This window comes from Natronococcus roseus, from assembly GCF_043677095.1.
In the GTDB taxonomy this organism is placed as follows: Archaea; Halobacteriota; Halobacteria; order Halobacteriales; family Natrialbaceae; genus Natronococcus; species Natronococcus roseus.
Genome location: NZ_JBHLJR010000006.1, coordinates 1 through 17,979, shown reverse-complemented (window position 1 = coordinate 17,979; position 17,979 = coordinate 1). Strand labels below are relative to the sequence as shown.

Genomic DNA, 17,979 nt, shown 5'->3' with positions numbered 1-17,979 from the left:
GCATGAGGTGCGATTTCATTCTCCTGGCGTCGAACGCCGAACGGCCACGCCCGGAGAGACATCGCACGTGCCCCGGCTGTGACGGAACCGACTTTCGGTTCGAGAGCGACGGGCTCACGGCTCTAGAGAAGGAGCCCGCCCGCCGAAAATAATCGCAAACGGTTTCGCAAACGCTTCCGGAAACGTTTGCGCAAAGGATGGCCGCTTCCGGTTCCACGGGTCGGCGGATCCGCTCCGGAGAGTCCGACGAAACCAAGGCGTTTCGCTCCTATTCGAACGTATGGGAGGGACAGTCGCGGAGATCGAACTTTCGCCGGCGGAGTTCGTCCTCGAGGAGACGATCAACGCCGTCGAGGGACTCGAGTGCGAGGTCGAACGAGTCGTCGCGAACGTCGACGGGGACGTCATGCCGTTTCTCTGGGTCGACGCGCCCGACCTCGAGGGACTCGAAGACGTGCTCGAGGCCGACGAGACCGTCGACAACGTCCAACTGCTCGCGGACGTCGACGGGGAACAGCTCTACCAGATGGACTGGGTCCGACGCGTCGACGCGCTCGTCCAGGTGCTCGTCGAGGAGGAGGGGACGGTGCTTTCGGCGGTCGGCGACGCCAGCGGCTGGCAGTTCCGGCTCCTGTTTCCCGATCGGGACAGCCTGTCGCGAACGAACGACTACTGCCGATCGAACGGGATCCAGTTCCAGCTCCACGCCGTCTACAGCCTCGAGGAGGGTCGACAGGGTCGGTTCGGTCTCACTGACGACCAGCAGGACACCCTGGAGATGGCCTTCGAGCGCGGCTACTACGAGATTCCTCGCGACGCCGATATGATGGCGCTGGCCGAGGAGATGGATATCTCCCACCAGGCGCTCTCGGAACGCCTCCGTCGAGCCCACCGCAGCCTCGTCCAGAACACCGTCGTGATCGGTCAGGAGGGTGACCCGGACGAGTGAGGAGGCGACTGTTCTGCCGGTCCGACTCGAGGACGTCGGGAGGCTGTCGTCGGCTCCTGTGAGCGCCGACTCGTAGCGGTGCTGTCACGACTGCAGTCGGCGATCGATCGGCAGCGGCTGCAAGAGTTCCACCGGCTGGCGACCCGTCATCGGATAGCTATCTGCCGCTCGAGCCCGTCCCTTCCGTGAGGCTACATTATGGCTACGAACGCGGACGGCGGGATCCGACGTAGGACAGTACTAAAGGCGGGCGTGACGGCGGCAGGAGCGTTCGCGGTGAGCGGTTCCGCAAGCGCGACCGACGACACCGATGACGAGACGACCGACATCGACGAGCCCGACGGGTTCGAGGTGACGGTCCTGGGGGAGCACGCTCCGTTCGTCGACGACGTCGCCGCGACGTTCGAACTCACCTACGCGGACGGCGAGACGGACGAGCCGACCGTCGTCGACCTCGAGGACGCCTCGACGGTCGTCGTCGCGGAGGCGACCTGGGAGGCGGGGGCGAGGTCGGGCTGGCATCGCCACCCGGGAATGTCCGTCGTCCACATGGTCGAGGGCGAGATCGAACACACGATGGAAGACGACTGCGTCCCCCGGACGTACTCGGCCGGGGACGCGTGGATCGATCCCGGCCACGTCCACAGGGCCGACAGCGAGGACGGCGCGTTCGCCTACGTGACGTTCCTCGGCATTCCCGAGGACGAACCGCCGACCGAGTGGGTCGAGCCGGTCGACTGTTGAATGGCCTCGAGCGACCCACCCTCGATCGGTTCGGAGACGGGAGGGCCGGAGCCGTGACCCCCGAGACCGCTCGGCGAGGCGACGGTGACCGAAGCGGACGAGCGATCGTCGTCGGCGCGGGCGTCGCCGGGCTGACTGCGGCCCGCGTCCTCGCGGACTCGTTCGAGTCGGTGACGGTGATCGACCGCGATTCGCTGCCCGACGAGCCCGTCCCCCGACCTGGGGTTCCCCAGGCCAATCAGATACACATCCTCTGGGAAGCCGGTCGGTCGGCCCTCGAGGAGCTGTTTCCGGGGTACACCGAGGAGCTCTGTGCCGCCGGCGGCGTGTCCATCGACGGCCGGCGCGATCTGCATCTGTACAGTCAGGGCGGGTTTCTGGCGTCGGGATCGTCGCCTTTCCCGCTGTACGCCGGGAGCCGACCGCTGTACGAGCAGCTCCTCCGGCGTCGGGTCGCCGAGCTGAAGGGAGTTAGACTTCGGTCACAGTGCCGATTCGTCGACTACGAAACCGACGAAACGAAAACGGCCGTAACCGGCGTTCGCGTTCGCTCTCGAGGTGCCGAGCGGACGGCGCTCCCGGCGGAGCTGGTCGTCGACGCGACCGGCAGGACGAGTCGAACCCCGGCCTGGCTGGCGCGAAACGGCTACGGGCCGCCGCCGACCGAGGAGGTGACGATCGGGCTGGCCTACACGACGATCGCCCTCGAGCGCCCGCCCGACGACTGCCGGATGATCGGGATGCTCGCCGAGCCGCCCCGAACCAGGGGTGGGGCGGTGCTACCCGTCGAGGGCGACCGATGGCTCGTGAACGTCCACGGCGTCCACGGGGATCACCCGCCGGCGGACGTCGACGGAATCGGCGAGTTCGTCGCTCCCCTCCCGACGCCCGTGTTCGACCGGGTGCTCGAGGAGTGTCCGCTGCTGGCGGAGACGGGCCATCACTACCCGTTTCCTTCGAACCGACGCTACCGCTACGAGGCCCTCGAGCGGTTCCCCGACGGGCTGGTGGTGGTCGGCGACGCGGTCGCCAGCTTCAATCCGATCTACGGCCAGGGGATGTCGGTGGCCGCGCTCGAGGCGCTGGCGCTCGGGCGCACGCTCCGAGAGGAGCGAAGCGGGATCCCGACGCGGTTTTTCGACCGAGCGGCGGCGATCGTCGATCCCGCGTGGATGCTGGCGATCGGGGCCGACAGCGCCTTCCCCGAGACGCGGGGTGACGTTCCCCGGGGAACCGCGGTCTTCGACTGGTACCTGTCTCGACTGTTTCGGAGGGCTCACGCCGACGGGACGCTGACCGACGCGTTCCTGCGGGTCCTCTCGATGCAACGGCCTCCGTCCTCGCTGCTCCGCGCCAGCGTCGCGTGGCGCGTGCTCGCTCCGAGATACGGCGGCAACCGATCGGCTCGAGACTCTCCGAACCGACCCCCCTCGGCTCGCGAGAGGAAACCGGATCTCTCCCCTCGGCGATCGAACCGACGCTGACCCGACGGTAGGTTGGAGGGAGGACACCGCCGTTACAGGTTCGGAAGCTCGGTCGCCGGAAGGAACTGTCCGGTCTGCCGGTAGACGCCCCCGAGAAGGACCGCCCCCGCGACCAGCGGAAGCGCCGCACAGGCGAGGTACACGGGCCCGAATCCGACGAGTTCGGTGACCGGAAGCGACACGATCGGGCCGACGCCGCCGCCGACGTCCCCGAGGACGTTGTTCGTTCCAACGGCCCGGCCCATCCGACCATCGTCCGTGAGATCGCCGAGCAGCGCCATCATCGGACCGCTCGTTCCGCCCTGTCCGGCACCGATGAACAGGCAGGCGACGGCGAGCGTCACGGCCGAGTCGGCGGACGCGAGAAGGACGAACCCCACGAACAGGGTCCCGAGAAAGCACAGCAACACCGGGACCCGCGACTGCTGCAGGTCGCTCACGTAGCCGCCGAGGAACATGAACAGTCCCGCGGTGACGACCGTGATCGCCATGAACAGCCCGGAGGTCCCCTGGGCGTCGAACCCGAGCAGTCCGATATCGTTCTCGCCGAGAAAGAGGACCAGCGTCGAGAACAGGACGCCGAAGTAGACGAAGAGCACGGCGAAGTTGATCAGTCCGACCGTCACCGCGGGGACGCTCGTGTCGACGTCCCACGGCTTCACCGACTCGCGAGCGTCGCCCTCGACGTGCGTCTCCGGAATCGTCGCGTACGCCAGACCGCTGGCGACGAACGCGAACACGGTCGCGAGGAGAAACGCCGCGATCTCCCCGCCGATCTCGCTGACGACGCCGCCGACGACCATCCCGGTCGGCGCCCCGAAGAGAACTCCGCCTCTGATGAGCCCCATACTTGTTCCCCTCGAGCCGCCGTCACTGACGTCGGAGGCGATCGTGTAGGCGGTCGCGAACACGAGCGCGCTGCCGACGCCCCACAGGAACCGCGCGGACAGAAACCACGCCTCGGGAGCGGGCGCCGGAATAGCGACGACGTACCCGAGCGTGGCGAATCCCTGGACGAACATTCCGACCACAAAGGGTGTTCGCGTCCCGATCCGATCGACGAGGATTCCGGCGGGCGCGTTCGCGACCAGTCTCGAGAAGCGATTCGCGCTGAGGATCACGCCGACCATGAACGGAGAAATCCCGAGAAGGACCCCTAGATTCGGCAGGATCGGGAAGATCACGCCGCCGCCGAAGCCGATGAAGAACGTGCTGAGTATCACGGCACCGATGACGACGTACCGGTCGTCGCCCGCTCCGCTCAACCGATCGACCGATCGCGCTATCGGACCGCTCATCGGATTTCGCTGCTGCCATCCGGGCGCGTTCGATCCTCACGCCCCGTACGCATCAGTCCGAACTGTTCGTCGGTTCTCATCCTGACTGCCTAGTCAGTTAGCGCTGAAAGTGATTGCGGTCTCGCCTCGAGTACAGGACAGTGTAGCAGAATATGGTTTATCAGAGCGTGGGCCGGGCTCCCGTCGAGCCGGACTCGTCGACATGCGACGAGCACGGGTCGAGACATCGCCGGTACCGGTCGGGCCTATCGCAGCTCGAGGAAGCGTGCAAACGTATCCGAAAACGCAATCGAAACCGCAAAGACTCAGATGTTCTGCTGGGCGTGGCGCCCGACCGCGTCGCTGAGCTGCTCGGTCTTCTCAGGTGTCGCGGTCTCGAGCCCGACGCGGACGGCCAGCCGGACGATCTCGCTGCGATCGAACCCCTCCGAGCGCTCGCGTCCGAGCGCCTCCTCCAAGGCGTTGCCGACCGCGGTCATCTCCGCGTCGTCCTCATCGAGAGTCGCCAGTAGCGCCGCGACGGGCTGATCGCGGACGGCGATCGTCTTCGGTCGCTCCCCGCTGTCGACCGCCTCGATGGCGTCGACGAGTTCGTCGACGAACGCGGAGTCGGCCTCGGTTCTGATCTCGTCGTTCCGGTCGCCGCGCTCGGTCTTCTTGCGCAGTTCCTCGAGCTCGTCGCTCATCGCCGCTCACCCAGTCGCCGCTGGAGGACCGAGGCGCTGTCGAGAAACGCCTCGCGGGCGCGTTCGGCGGTCGTCGAGGGCTCCTCGAGCGCGAACACCGTTCGCCCCTCGTCAGCGGCGTTCCGGATATCCTGGCTCGCGGGGACGTGTTCCGGGGCGATGGCGCCCTCGTACTCCTCGCCGAACCCCTCGAGATACTCGTTTGCGAGCTTCGTGCGGGTGTCGACCTTGTTCGGCAGGATCATCGCGAGGTCGACGTCGACGCCGAACTGGTCGTCGATCTTCGCCAGATCGCGCTCGAGGGCCGTCGCCTGCTCGCTCTCGAAGGGGCCCATCTCGACGGGCGCGACGACGTTTCGGGTCGCCCAGAGCCCGTTGTAGGTGACGTTGTTCGTCAGTCCCGGCAGATCGATGAGAACGGTGTCGTACCGGCCGTCGATGTACTCGTCGAGGAAGCGCTCGAGTCGGGAGTAACGCTCTCGAGCGTCGTCGATGTTGCCGAGGTCGGCGTCGAGCGAGTCGAGTCCAGGGTGGGCGGGGATTAGGTCCACGCCCTCGTCAGTCTCGACGATCAGGCTGTCGACGGCTGCGTCGCCGAGCTTCGAGGCGATCTGATCCCACTCCTCGGCGAACACCGTCGAGATGTTCGGCCAGTCGTCGTCGTTCTCGATGTCCGCCTGGACCTCCGACCAGACGCCGAAGTGTTTCGCCAGGTCGCCCTGTTTGCCGGCGAGGTCGATGAGCAGGACGTCATCGCCCGCTTCGGCGAGCGCGACGCCGAGGTGGGCCGCCGAGGTCGTCTTTCCGGTGCCGCCCTTGTCGAGAAAGGTCGCGGCTCGGTTGGTGCTGACTTCCATTCCGTATCCGTTTACGCAAGCGTTTGCACCTAATATAAAAGCACGTCAGACGCTGACGAAACCACAGGTCGCGTCTAATACTCGGTTGCCGCTGACGTAGACGTATCCCGATACGATGCGGGTCGACAACTTCGATAAATCCGGTAGCGCTATACCGAATCGCGAAACGCATCTCGCTCCGTGCGTCGAATCGGGTCCGATAAGTAGCCGTACACGTTTCGATCGGAACGAGTGGGACCGATTTCGACACGCTGGCGGTACCGGGAGACGGTGCTGGCGCTGTGTACGCTCGCCTTCTTCGTCACCATGGTGGGACGGCTGGCGATCAGCCCGATCATCCCCGACATCGTCGACACGTTCTCCGTCTCGAACGCGGTCGTCGGGCTCTCGCTGAGCGGAATGTGGCTCGCCTACGGCCTCGCGCAGTACCCGAGCGGCGTGCTGGCCGACCGCTACGGCGAGCGGCTGATCATTCTCGTCGCCGTCGGCGGCTCGGCGCTGGCCGCGCTCGCCGTCTCGCTTACCCCCGCGTTCGCGCTGTTCTTCCTCGCGACGATCGGACTCGGCGCCGTCGCCGGGCTCCACTACAGCGTCGCGACGACGCTGCTCGCCCGAACCTACGACAACGTCGGCACCGCCGTCGGCGTCCACAACACGGGAGCGACGATCGCCGGGCTCGTCACGCCGGTCGCCGTCGCCTGGCTGGCCGTTCGGTTCGGGTGGCGGGTAGCCGTCGCCGCCGTCGCCCTGATCGGGATCCCGTCGACGATCCTCTTCGCCTGGAAGGTCCGCCCTACCGAGCCCCGGCGCCCGGAGACGCCGCTCCGGGATCGGTTTCAGGTCGCACCCGTCCTCGAGCTCCTCTCGCGGCCGCCGATCGCGTTCACGCTGTTCGTCGCGATCGTCAGCGAGTTCGCCTGGCAGGGAACCGCCTCGTTCCTGCCGACGTTTCTCATCGAACACCAGGGCGCCTCGACGACGTTCGCGGGGGCGCTGTTCTCGGCGTACTTCGTCGTGCAGGGCGTCGCCCAGATCGGCGTCGGCGCCCTCTCCGATCGGATCGGGCGGGACCGGTCGATCGGTCTCTGTATGCTTGCCGGGGTCGCCGGATTCGGGGTGCTGATCGCGTCCTCGAGCACGCTCCCGATCGTCGCCGGGATCGTGCTCGTCGGGATCGGGATGAGCTTCGGGGCGGCGCTTATGCCCCGGTTCCTCCAGGAGCTCTCGGCCGAGGAACAGAACGCCGGCTTCGGGCTCGTCCGCACCGTCTACATGATCGTCGCCGCGATGGGGTCGGTCGTCGTCGGCGCCCTCGCGGACCTGTTCGGCTGGGCCGTCTCATTCGGCTTTCTCGCCGCGTTGCTCGGTGCGGTCGGGCTGGCGCTCGCGCTCAACTCGCTGCTCGGACTCGAGTACTAACTGAACACGCGTTCTCGCCTGGCGGAACTGCAGTCGGTCGTGGCGGTTTCGTGCAGCGAAGTTAAGAGTCGACGTGCACAATATTGTAGTACATGGGCAACACCAACTTCGAACCGGCGGAGGTCGCCCGCCGAATCGACGAGGACGACGAGGACCTCTTCGTCCTCGACGTGCGAAACGAGGACGACTACGAGGAGTGGCGAATCGAGGAAAGCACGAACATCCCGATCTACGACGAGTTGCTTGATCACGACTACTCGACGCTCGAGGACCACCTCGAGGACCTTCCCGAGGATCGAGAGATCGCCGTGGTCTGTGTCGCCGGGATCACGTCGGCACGAGCCGCCGACTTCCTGCGCGAGCGCGGGTTCGACGCGACGTCGATCGACGACGGGATGAACGGCTGGGGTCGGGTCCATCGCTCCTACGAGGTCGACGGCGCCGACGGCGTCGTCCAGATCGTCCGTCCGGGGACGGGCTGTGTCTCCCACGTCGTCCACGACGGAACGTCCGCCGTCGTCGTCGATCCCAGTCAGTACGTCGACTACTACCTGAGCGAGGCCGACGAACGGGACCTCGAGATCGTCGCCGTCGCGGACACCCACGCCCACGCCGACCACGTCTCGGGTGCGCGGCGACTCGCCGGCGAACTCGACGTTCCCTACTACCTCCACGGGGACGACGCCGGCGAGCTCGAGGGAGTCGCGGAACTCGAGGACGGTGACAGCGTCTCCGTCGGTGACCGATCGCTCGAGACGATCCACACCCCGGGCCACACGCCCGGGAGCGTTTCGTTTACGTTCAGCGACGCCGTTCTCTCCGGGGACACGCTGTTTCTTCGCAGCGTCGGTCGTCCCGACCTTGAAGACGGCGACGAGGACGCGATCCGAACGGCCTCGAGCCGGCTGTTCGACAGCCTCGATCGGCTGCTCGAACTCGAGGGCGACCGGCTCGTGCTCCCCGGGCACTTCAGCGACGAGTCGATCCGCCCGCTGGCGACCGGCCTCGAGGAACTCCGCGAGGAGACGACGAACGAGCTGCTCGGCTACGTCGAGGAGGGCGACGAGGAGGCGTTCGTCGAGACGATCGTCGAGAGTCTCGCCGACGAGCCGGCGAACTACAACGAGATAAAACAGATCAACTGGGGGAAAAGCCAACCCGGCGACGACGTCGAGGAACTCGAACTCGGGCCGAACAACTGCGCGGCGAACTGACGGCGCGCTTCGACTCCGGAGACGGAAATCGAACCGAGCGACCGATCAGGCGTACGTCTCCTCGAGATACTCGACGATGTCGCCGCTCTCGTCCATTCCTTCGACACCCTGGCTCTCGTCGGTGATGACGGGCACGCCGGTCTGGCCGCTGACGCGCTCGACCTCGGTGCGGTCCTCGTGGGATCGGGGAACCTCGATCACGTCGTAGTCGAGTTCGAGTTCGTCGAGTTTGGTTCGAACCTTCGCACAGAACGGACAGCCTGGCAGTTCGTACAGCGTGATGTCGGACATACCTGTTGTAGCCGATAGACACCAAAGAGGCCACCGGTCGGCCGACGAGTTGCCGGAACCCGCGACGCGTTTAGAAGACGACCATGCCGGCCTCGACGGCGAAGTAGACGACGAAGTAGACGATGAACGCGAACGCCAGAATCCACTGGCCGAGCGACACGTCTCGTTGCTCGCCCATCGCCGCCTTGAGCAGGGGGTAGCTGATGATCCCGGCGGCCAGCCCGTTCGCGATCGAGGTCGTTAGCGGCATGATCGTGATCGTCAGTCCGGCACTGATCGCCCACGCGGGATCCTGCCAGTCGATATCGGTGACGCCCTGGAGCATGATGATTCCGACGACGACCAGCGCGAGGTAGGTTGCATACTGGGGGATCGCCTGCATCAGCGGCACGATGAGCAACGCGAGTCCGAACAGCCCGCCGACGACGAGCGCCGTAAAGCCGGTTCGTCCGCCCTCCTCGAGACCCGCCGAGGACTCGATGAACGTCGTCACCGTCGAGGTACCGATCATCGCACCGAACGTGGTGCCGACCGCGTCGGCCATCAGGGGTTTCTCGATCTCGGGCAGATCACCCTGCTCGTCGAGGAACCCGCCGATCTGGGAGACGCCGATGAGCGTTCCCGCGGTGTCGAAGAAGTCGACGAAGAAGAACGTAAAGACGACCAGCGCGAACACGAGCGGGTCGTCGGTGATCATTCCCAGGCCGTCGACGAACCCCCAGAACAGCGGCGTGAAATCGTACTGGACGGAAGCGATCATCGAGCCGAGTCCCTCGTTCGTCACCTCGTCGTACGATCCCTCCGGGGTGAGGACGTCGGGACCGACGACGCCGGCGAGCGTCAACGCCCAGCCGGCGACCGCCGTCGTCACGATTCCGATGATGATCGAGCCACGCAGCCCTCTGGCGTAGAGCAACAGCGTCAGAACCAGGCCCGCGAGCGAGAGCGCGGCGACCGGGCTCTCGAGGACGTTGCCGAGCGTGACCAGCGTCGCGTCGTACGGCACCACGAGTTCGATCTCCTGCAAGCCGAGAAAGAGCAGGAAGACGCCGATCCCGGCGCCGACGGAGAACTTGACGGGTTCCGGAAACAGCTCGATGATGTACCGCCGTGCGCCGACAGCCGTCAGCGCGATGAAGATGATGCCCTCGACGAAGACGGCCGCCAGCGCGAGTTGCCACGGAACGCCGAGGATGACGACGACGGTAAAGGTGAAGAACGCGTTCAGTCCCATCCCCGGGGCGAGTCCGAACGGCCGGTTGGCGTAGAACGCCATCACGAGTATCGCAGCGATCGACGCGAGGATCGTGACGACGGCGAGCATCTGGATGACGTCGCCCTGGCCGTAGACCGTGCCGTTGATCGTCGTTTCGCTCTGGAACTCGCCGGCCTCGTGATCCCAGAGGATCGCCTGGCTGAGGATCGTCGGATTGACGACGATGATGTACGCCATCGCCAGGAACGTCGTGACGCCGGCGATCAGCTCCGTCCGCAAGTCGGTGTCGTGCTCGTCGAACCCGAAGTACGCGCCGATACGATCGAAAGCCCCCATGTTGGATGTTCAGGCATACCCAGACGGATTAGTTAAAGTTCACGTCTTTAGATTCACCTCAACCAGTACACGTCCGTGTATACATTTCTGATGCTCGGATGAGAGATCCGAAACGAATCGTCGCGATGACTCCGAACGAACGTATTTGGTCCCTGGGATCGTATCCGGTTACCATGAGGTTTGTCATCGTGGGGTACGGTCGAGTCGGCTCGCACACCGCGCGCATTCTACACGAGGAGGGCCACGACCTCGTCGTCGTCGACGACGATCCCGATCGGGTCGAACGAGCGGCCAACAACGGGTTCGACACCGTCGAAGGCGACGGTGCCGACGAGGACGTACTGCTCGAGGCAGGGGTCGACGAGGCGGACGCTATCGGCGCCTTCACGCCGGATCTCAACGTCAACTTCGCGGCCTGTATGGTCGGAAACCACCACGGCTGTCGGACCGTGTTGCGCATCGACGAGGACTACCGGGAGGAGATCTACGAGCGCTACGCCGAGGACGTCGACGACATCGTCTACCCCGAGCGCCTCGGTGCGGCAGGTGCGAAGACGGCCATGCTCGGGGGGGACTTCAACGTCGTCGCCGACCTGGCGGCGAACCTCCAGATGACCGTCCTCGAGATTCAGGAGGGATCCCCCGCGGTCGGCAAGCGGATGAGCGAACTCGAGCTTCCGGAGTCGGCCCGGATCTACGCCCACGGCCGCGCTCGCGAGGCGCTGACGATCCCGCTCCCGGGAACCGAACTCGCCGTCGGCGACGAGGTCGCCGTCGTCGCGGAAACCGAACGAATAGACGAGCTTCAAGCGGCGCTGCTACCGGCGTCGGCCTGAACAAAAAACCGGGCGGCGCAGAGAGCCGTGGACGCGCAGTCGAGATGGGATGGGGTATCGTTCGGCGCGTCCGTCGTATCCGTCCACGCTCCGACCAATAAAACCACGTCAGACGGCCGGCTGACGCTACTCGTCTTCGAGGCGGAAGACGAGCACGTTCTGGTGAACCATCGAGGGGACAAAGGAGAACGGGTAGCCGTAGACGTGCAGGTCCTTCGTGGGATCGTACCAGACGAGGTTGGCAGCGAGCGTCAGCGGCGCCGTCGATTCGATCGCTCGCGCCAGCTCCGCCGAGAGGAACTCGTAGGACTGTTCGCGGTACATGTCGCCGATGAAGACGACGACGTGTCCCTCCGGCGTGACCGCGCCGGCGAACCGATCGAACTTGGCGGCCATGTCCTCGAGCCACTCCGCCTTCGTTCCGGAGCCGTCGCCGTTCGCGCTCGTGTCGGCCTCCTCCTCGTCGCCGTCGAACGCTCCCAACTTGCTCTCGCGAGTCTCGTGCTCGTTTCGCGTCTGCTCGAGTTCGTCCATGTGCCAGTAAGGGACGTCGGTAAGCAGCAGGTCGACGCTGTCATCCTCGATTCCGTCGATCAGGTCGGCACAGTCACCACACTGCAGCTCCTGTTCGGCCAGCGGCGGCACCCCGCGGGCCCGTCGCTCCTCGTTCTCGCGCTCGAGGACCTCCGCGTAGAGGTCGACCCAGCGCTCGTTGCGTTCGAACCCGATTGCCTCGCGGAGCCCGGTCCCCTCGTGTTCGCAGAAGCTCGCTCCCAGCAGGGTGCCGCCGACGCCGGCGAAGGGATCGAGGACGGTGTCGCCGGTCTTGCTGAACCGGTCGATCAGCTCAGCACAGAGCCGCGGCGGTTTCTGGCCGCCGTGCTCGCTGCGCAGGTCGTGCTGGACGTCCGGTGGATACCCCTCGTCGATGACCGACTTCGTCGCGTACTTCCACTCCCTGCCGGTGAGGTCGTTGACCCGGTTTCGCTCGTCGTAGACGCCCCGCCCCTCGACGTAGCGCTGGTGATCGGCGAGCTCGTCGGTGTCGATTACCTCACCGTCTTCGATCGGCAGCGACTCCTCCTGGGCACGCTCGGCGTCGAACGTCCCGTCGTCGTCGGTCACGAGTCGGCTCTGTCGGTGACGGTCCCCGTCGTCCATGGCACGTGCTCGACTGTTCGCCAGGACTACTTAAAAGCGCGTTCCGCGGGGTTAGCTGGTGTAGGAACTCTCGCCGACGACCTCGAGGAACTCCCCGCGTCCCGTCGCCGTCGTTCCGTCGAACTCGGTTACTCGAACGCGAACCTGTTTCTCGACCGTTTCCGGCCCCGCACCCTCGACGATCAGATGCGTGTCGCCGATGTAGACGTGTCCTTCGGTCGCACCGTTCGACTCCGCCACGAAGACGTCGACCACGTCGCCTACCTCGAGCGACGGGCTCGTCTCGCGGAACCGCCAGCCCTTGAGATACTTTTTCAGGAAACTCATAGTCGTGCCACCTCCTCGCTTTCGCGGTCGATAACGTACTCGCGACCGAAGCCGGTGATCGCCGCGACCACGAAGACGGCGACCAGCAGCCAGCCCTGGAAGACAAACGGGACGACCTCGATCGGCGTCGCGAGCATGTCGGCCGTCAGCCAGTCGTACTCCCCGGGGAGGTCCTGCATCGCCGTAAATCCGGCGAGAACGCCGCCCGACCACGGGAAGATGTACCCCAGCGCCGCGGTCTGGGCGTCCAGGATGTTCGCCCGACGGTAGCCGTTCAGGTTGAACCGTTCGCCGATCTTCGAGATGTACGGGCCGATCGCGACCTCCGCGGCCGTGTTGATCGTGATGACGGCGTTGATCAGCGCCGCGGAACCGACCATCGTGAGTTCGGCGTTGCGGACGTTCGTCGCGAGGTTCTCGATCGACCAGTCGAGAATCGCCTGGAAGGCGCCCCCGCGGATCATGATCTGGGCCGCGGCGATGATCAACAGGACGAGGATTGCGAGTTCGAAGAAGCCCGCCGCGCCGTTGATCAGGCTGCCGTCGACGTTGACCGCGTCGGGATCCTCGACGATCGTCAGAATCGGGAGGAACTCGAGGGGCTCGGCGAGCGGGGCGTCCTCGGGTGCGTTGAACATGACGATATCTCCGAGCGAGAGCAGTCCGAGCGTGAGCCCCGAGACGGCGGCGACGACGATCCCCCACGAGATCGCCTCGACGATGTGTCGACCCGCGACCGCGGCGCCGATGACGACGCCCATCGAGACGAGGTGGATCAGGCCGATCGGTTCGCTCTCCGCAACGAGCAGTTCCTGGGCGTCGCCGCCGATCTCGAGCCCGCCCATGAACTGGCCGGCGACGAGGTAGCCGACGAACGCGATGACCGCAGCGATGATCACGTACTTGAAGCGGGAAGCGACGACGCCCCCGATATCGGCATCCTGGGTGACGGCGCTGACGATCGTCGTGTCGCTTACGGGTGCGAGGTTGTCGCCGAAGATCGACCCTGAGAGGATCGCGCCGAACAGCAAGATCGGGTTCGCCCCGAGAAGAAGCCCCGCAGGGAAAAACAGCGTGACGAACGCGATCGCGGAGCCGTACCCGGTCCCGATCCCCGTCGTAAACAGCGCCGCGAGGACGAACGTCGCTGCCGGAAACAGCGTCGCGCCGATCCCGCCGACGTCGGCCAGCCAGACCAGGCCGTCAACGAAGCCACCGTCCTGTAACAGCTCGGCGAACATACCGGCCCAGATCCAGGCGACGATCGCCGTCACCGCGACCGGTTGAGTCATCCCCTCGAAGATGGTGTTCGCGTACGTTTTCCAGCTCCCGCGGACGAAGAACATTCCAAAGATCAGCCCGAGCAGGATCCCGACGACCAGCCCGCCCGTATCGGAGATCCGCCAGAGGGCCGTCTGAGCGACCGCCCAGAGGATGAAAAAGGCGATCGGGAACGCGCTCATCCCCCGTCCGCCGTAGAACGAGATCCGCGGCTCGTCGTCTTCGGTACCCTGGGTGAACGACTCGCTCGGGTCGGACTCACCCGGTCCGCCGTTCTCAGTACTCATCGTAACACACGACGGTAGTATCCCAACTCTGGCGGATAAATGTTACCAAATACTGACCGAACGCTACCCGTTGCTGTACACTTTTGTTCTCTCCTCGAGAGAGGGCTGACGTGTCGGTGTCCGTCGAGACCGTCGTCGTCCTGTCCGTCGCGGTACTCGGACTCTGGATCGGTGCGCGCTGGCTCGTCGACGCAGCCTCGGATATCGCGAGCGCGGCCGGGATCTCGCCGCTCGTGATCGGCCTCACGGTCGTCGCGTTCGGGACGTCCGCACCGGAGTTCGCCGTCTCGATCGCCGCTGCCCTCGAGGGCAGCGGCGACGTTTCCGTCGGCAACGTCGTCGGTTCGAACGTGTTCAACCTCGGCGTCGTACTGGGCGCTGTCGCCCTGCTCGCCCCGTTTCGAGCGACCGAGACGATGCTCCGTCGGGACGCCGTCGCGATGGCTGTCGCCACGGCGGTCGCAACGGTCGTTCTCGCGAATCGGGTCGTTTCGCGACCCGAAGGTCTCGTTCTCGTCTCACTCCTGGCGGGGTACCTCGTCGCGCTCGGCATCGTCGCGCGTCGGGAAGCCGACGATACCGGCCGGGTGTCCCCCGAATCAGCGGAGGAGAACGGACTCGAGGCTACTGAACCGGTAATTCGACTCGGACCGGATGCGGGACGGCTCCTCGTCGGACTCGCGCTGGTAGTCGGCGGCGGTCACCTGCTGGTCGATTCGGCGACGACGCTCGGACTCGCCGTCGGCGTCTCCGAGTGGGCGATCGGCGTCACCGTCGTCGCCGCTGGCACGTCCGTCCCGGAGCTCGTAACGTCGATCGTCGCCGCGCGTCGAAACGCCGTCGCGATAGCGGCCGGGAACGTCATCGGTTCGAACGTGTTCAACCTCCTCGGGGTTCTCGGCGTCGCGGCGACGATTCGACCGTTGACTGTCGATCCCGCGGTACCCGCCAGCCTCGTCTGGCTCGGTGCGATCACCGCGGTCACGACGGTCGTGTTGGTGACCGGCAGACGGCTGACCCGACCCGAGGGCGCGGTCTTGCTCGCCGTCGCAGCCGGCTACTGGCTCGCGAGCGCCATCGGCTGGCCGTCCGGGTGACATCGACGTCAGCGCGAGCCTTTGTACCCTCGAGACGTACGACGGGTATGAACATGCTCGTCGACGGCGAGTGGCGGACCGACGCCTACGAAACGACGGACGACGACGGCTCCTTCGACCGTCAGGAGACGACGTTCCGGGACCGGGTCCGGGACGACCCCGACGCCGAGTTCCAACCGGAGGCCGGACGCTACCACCTCTACGTCTCCTACGCCTGTCCGTGGGCCCACCGAACGCTCGTAACGCGCGCGCTGAAGGGCCTCGAGGACGCGATCTCGGTCTCGGTCGTCGACCCGTACCGCGGCGAGGACGGGTGGCAGTTCACTCCCGAAAAGGAGGACTGCACACGCGATCACGTCCACGACGCAGACTCCCTCCGCGAGCTGTACGTCCGCGCCGACCCCGACGTCACCGCTCGCGTGACGGTCCCCGTGCTGTGGGACAAGCGGGAGGACACCATCGTCAACAACGAGTCAAGGGAGGTCATGCGGATGCTCGACACCGAGTTCGACGCGGTTGCCTCCCGGGACGTCGACCTCTACCCCGACGGCTACCGGGAGGAGATCGACCGCGTTATCGACGAGATCTACGAACCCGTCAACAACGGCGTTTACCGGGCCGGCTTTGCGACCAAGCAGGATCCCTACGACGAGGCGATCGACGATCTCTTCGAGGCGCTCGAGCACTGGAACGGCGTCCTCGAGGACCAGCGGTACCTCGCGGGCGACCGACTGACCGAGGCCGACGTCGCGATGTTCACGACGCTGGTTCGGTTCGACAACGTCTACCACACGCACTTCATGTGTAACGTCAACCAGATCCGCGACTACGAGAACCTGTGGCCGTACCTGCGCGATCTGTACCAGACGCCGGGCGTCGCCGACACCGTCGACATGGATCACATCAATGAACACTACTACACGACCCATCCCGACGTGAACCCGCACCGAATCGTCGCCCGCGGACCGGATCTCGCGTTCGACGCCTCGCACGACCGGGACGAGCTTCCCGGCTCACCGCCGACGGCACTCGAGGCCTCGAGTTCGGACGACTGACACGGGTCGGCGCTGCTTCGGTACGGCAGTAATTGCCTTCAGGAGCCACTCGGGGGCTGGCGCGGTTCGCGGTCGCGGCGCCACTGCTCGAACCTGTGTTCTTCCTCTTCGGCGAAAAAGGCCCGCCAGACGAGCCAGCCGAGCGCGAACACGGGCCAGAGCGGAAGCAGAACGAGAGCGATGAGCAACGCGACGATGTATCCGAACAGCGACATCTGGCTGTTCGGTCCGTAGCCCGTCGACTCCGCTACCTTGGTTGACATACGTCGACGTAGAATCGTTCTAGTATTCGGTCTTTCGGTCTCGAGAGCGAGCAGTCAGGCGCTCTCGAGCCCATCCCGCGACGCCTCGTCGTCGTCCAGAACTGCCGCAGCGTCGTCCTGTGGCCGATACTCGAGAGCGAGCATCGTCTCCGAGAGCGAGAGGAACCGCTCGCTGTTATCGGAGATGCCGTGTGCCGTCAGCGGCGTTTCGGGAAGCGTCCGCATCGCCGCCGCGTGGATGACCCGCTGACAGTCGCCCGGACTGAGCCACATCGCGCGGGCGTATCGCTCGCCGGCCCCGTCTCGGTTCGCAACCGCCTCTCTGAGTTCGTCCCGAGTCAGCAGCCAGCCGATTCGGAGGGTGACCACGTCGAGCCCGTGGCGGTTCGCGTAGTACTGCCCCATCGCTTCGCCAAAGACCTTCGTCACGCCGTAGTACGTGTCGGGATCCGGCTCGTCCGTCGGGCGAACGATCTGGGGTTGGCCGTTCGTCGACTCCGGGCGCGTCGGCGAGACGGTGTTTCCCATGTTGACCGCGTGGTTGGAACTCGCGAACACGACCCGCTCGAGGTCGTGTTCGACCGCGGCCGCAAACACGTTGTAGACTCCCTCGACGTTCGGCCCGGAGACCTCGTCCCACGCCGCCCTAGGATCGGGATTCGCCGCGAGGTGGACGACGACGTCCTGTCCCTCGAGGGCGTCGAACACCGCCTCGCGGTCGCTGACCTCGATCGGCGTCGTCTCGAGATCCTCGGACTCGCTGTGGGAAAACAGCGTCAGTTCGGCTTCGGAGAGGGCGTCGATCGCCTCCCTGCCGACGCTTCCGGACGCACCGGTGATCGCGATGTTTGTCACGCTCGAGCGTACCTCGTCCGACAGCAAATAGGTCGGGCTGGCGGGTTCCGGTCTCCTGCTGATCCGCAGTGGTCTCTACTCGAGTGTGCAATAAATATGGAAAGCCCACACAGCGGTTGCTGTGCGGGCTGAAAGGTGAGTATGAGTGGTGGCGGCGAATCGGATTTCCCAGAGGCTCGCGCACTCCAGTACTCCCCGAAACGCAGGCGGGCTTATCTTCCGTGTTCGGGATGGGTACGGGAGGGACCCCGCCGCTGTGGCCGCCTGAACGCCGATTCGCGGAATCGAACCGCGATCATTCCAATATCGGTGGCCTCTCTGAA

At 65.7% G+C, this 17,979-nt stretch carries 18 protein-coding genes and 1 rRNA gene; 8 read left to right on the top strand and 11 right to left on the bottom strand.

Going from position 1 to position 17,979, the window contains the following annotated elements:
• Positions 1-280 precede the first annotated feature (280 nt).
• The 3 genes from ACFEMD_RS16320 to ACFEMD_RS16310 all read left to right on the top strand — a co-directional run bounded on the left by ACFEMD_RS16320 (position 281) and on the right by ACFEMD_RS16310 (position 3,177).
• The gene (locus tag ACFEMD_RS16320) at positions 281-949 is read left to right on the top strand and encodes a helix-turn-helix domain-containing protein (RefSeq protein ID WP_394742279.1); all 669 of its coding nucleotides are present in this window, start codon (positions 281-283) and stop codon (positions 947-949) included.
• A 276-nt stretch (positions 950-1,225) separates the two neighbouring features.
• The gene (locus ACFEMD_RS16315; RefSeq protein ID WP_394742278.1) at positions 1,226-1,693 is read left to right on the top strand and encodes a cupin domain-containing protein; all 468 of its coding nucleotides are present in this window, start codon (positions 1,226-1,228) and stop codon (positions 1,691-1,693) included.
• Positions 1,694-1,746: 53 nt separating this feature from the next.
• Entirely contained in the window at positions 1,747-3,177 is a 1,431-nt protein-coding gene (locus ACFEMD_RS16310) for an FAD-dependent oxidoreductase (RefSeq protein WP_394742277.1), read from the top strand.
• A gap of 32 nt (positions 3,178-3,209) precedes the next feature.
• On the opposite strand, the gene ACFEMD_RS16305 is transcribed toward ACFEMD_RS16310, so the two are convergent.
• From ACFEMD_RS16305 to ACFEMD_RS16295, 3 genes are all read right to left on the bottom strand, one after another.
• Positions 3,210-4,475, bottom strand: a complete 1,266-nt coding sequence (locus ACFEMD_RS16305; RefSeq protein ID WP_394742276.1) for an MFS transporter — start codon at positions 4,473-4,475, stop codon at positions 3,210-3,212.
• Positions 4,476-4,780: 305 nt separating this feature from the next.
• Positions 4,781-5,161: a hypothetical protein gene (locus ACFEMD_RS16300; RefSeq protein ID WP_394742274.1), complete on the bottom strand. Its 381-nt coding sequence runs from the start codon at positions 5,159-5,161 to the stop codon at positions 4,781-4,783.
• The gene (locus ACFEMD_RS16295) at positions 5,158-6,018 is read right to left on the bottom strand and encodes a ParA family protein (RefSeq protein WP_394742273.1); all 861 of its coding nucleotides are present in this window, start codon (positions 6,016-6,018) and stop codon (positions 5,158-5,160) included. Before ACFEMD_RS16295 ends, ACFEMD_RS16300 begins: the two co-directional genes overlap by 4 nt.
• 231 nt (positions 6,019-6,249) lie before the next feature.
• On the opposite strand from ACFEMD_RS16295, the gene ACFEMD_RS16290 reads away from it, so the two are divergent.
• Complete coding sequence (locus ACFEMD_RS16290; protein WP_394742272.1) at positions 6,250-7,437, top strand: MFS transporter; 1,188 nt, start codon at positions 6,250-6,252, stop codon at positions 7,435-7,437.
• 92 nt (positions 7,438-7,529) lie between these two features.
• Positions 7,530-8,651 carry an MBL fold metallo-hydrolase gene (locus ACFEMD_RS16285; RefSeq protein WP_394742271.1) on the top strand — a complete coding sequence of 374 codons (1,122 nt, stop codon included), beginning with the start codon at positions 7,530-7,532 and terminating at the stop codon, positions 8,649-8,651.
• 45 nt (positions 8,652-8,696) lie between these two features.
• Here ACFEMD_RS16285 and ACFEMD_RS16280 read toward each other — a convergent pair whose 3' ends face one another.
• Entirely contained in the window at positions 8,697-8,942 is a 246-nt protein-coding gene (locus tag ACFEMD_RS16280; RefSeq protein ID WP_394742269.1) for a glutathione S-transferase N-terminal domain-containing protein, read from the bottom strand.
• A 70-nt stretch (positions 8,943-9,012) separates the two neighbouring features.
• Positions 9,013-10,494 carry an NCS2 family permease gene (locus ACFEMD_RS16275; RefSeq protein ID WP_005555928.1) on the bottom strand — a complete coding sequence of 494 codons (1,482 nt, stop codon included), beginning with the start codon at positions 10,492-10,494 and terminating at the stop codon, positions 9,013-9,015.
• 173 nt (positions 10,495-10,667) lie between these two features.
• Between ACFEMD_RS16275 and ACFEMD_RS16270 the strand changes: the two genes are divergently transcribed.
• Positions 10,668-11,330 (top strand): potassium channel family protein, encoded by a 663-nt coding sequence (locus ACFEMD_RS16270; protein WP_394742268.1) that lies wholly within the window; start codon positions 10,668-10,670, stop codon positions 11,328-11,330.
• 126 nt (positions 11,331-11,456) lie between these two features.
• Here ACFEMD_RS16270 and ACFEMD_RS16265 read toward each other — a convergent pair whose 3' ends face one another.
• Genes ACFEMD_RS16265 through ACFEMD_RS16255 form a run of 3 tightly spaced genes read right to left on the bottom strand, consistent with a single transcriptional unit; the run spans position 11,457 to position 14,386 of the window.
• Positions 11,457-12,491, bottom strand: coding sequence for a DNA methyltransferase (locus tag ACFEMD_RS16265; RefSeq protein WP_394742267.1), 1,035 nt, complete (start codon positions 12,489-12,491; stop codon positions 11,457-11,459).
• 51 nt (positions 12,492-12,542) lie between these two features.
• On the bottom strand, positions 12,543-12,818 hold the full coding sequence (locus ACFEMD_RS16260; protein ID WP_005555934.1) for a DUF7513 family protein: 276 nt from the start codon (positions 12,816-12,818) through the stop codon (positions 12,543-12,545).
• A complete protein-coding gene (locus ACFEMD_RS16255; RefSeq protein ID WP_394742266.1) occupies positions 12,815-14,386 on the bottom strand; it encodes a Na+/H+ antiporter NhaC family protein in 1,572 nt (523 codons plus the stop codon). The genes ACFEMD_RS16260 and ACFEMD_RS16255 overlap by 4 nt, the downstream gene beginning before the upstream one ends.
• A gap of 110 nt (positions 14,387-14,496) precedes the next feature.
• Here ACFEMD_RS16255 and ACFEMD_RS16250 point away from each other — a divergent pair, with 110 nt between their 5' ends.
• Positions 14,497-15,483, top strand: a complete 987-nt coding sequence (locus tag ACFEMD_RS16250; RefSeq protein ID WP_394742265.1) for a calcium/sodium antiporter — start codon at positions 14,497-14,499, stop codon at positions 15,481-15,483.
• Positions 15,484-15,530: 47 nt separating this feature from the next.
• On the top strand, positions 15,531-16,538 hold the full coding sequence (locus ACFEMD_RS16245; protein WP_394742263.1) for a glutathione S-transferase family protein: 1,008 nt from the start codon (positions 15,531-15,533) through the stop codon (positions 16,536-16,538).
• 38 nt (positions 16,539-16,576) lie between these two features.
• Here ACFEMD_RS16245 and ACFEMD_RS16240 read toward each other — a convergent pair whose 3' ends face one another.
• The 3 genes from ACFEMD_RS16240 to rrf form a co-directional block, all read right to left on the bottom strand.
• Positions 16,577-16,801 (bottom strand): DUF7535 family protein, encoded by a 225-nt coding sequence (locus tag ACFEMD_RS16240; protein ID WP_278291879.1) that lies wholly within the window; start codon positions 16,799-16,801, stop codon positions 16,577-16,579.
• Positions 16,802-16,855: 54 nt separating this feature from the next.
• The gene (locus tag ACFEMD_RS16235; protein ID WP_394742262.1) at positions 16,856-17,656 is read right to left on the bottom strand and encodes an NAD-dependent epimerase/dehydratase family protein; all 801 of its coding nucleotides are present in this window, start codon (positions 17,654-17,656) and stop codon (positions 16,856-16,858) included.
• Between the two features lie 146 nt (positions 17,657-17,802).
• Positions 17,803-17,924, bottom strand: a 5S ribosomal RNA gene (gene rrf / locus ACFEMD_RS16230).
• Positions 17,925-17,979 lie beyond the last annotated feature (55 nt).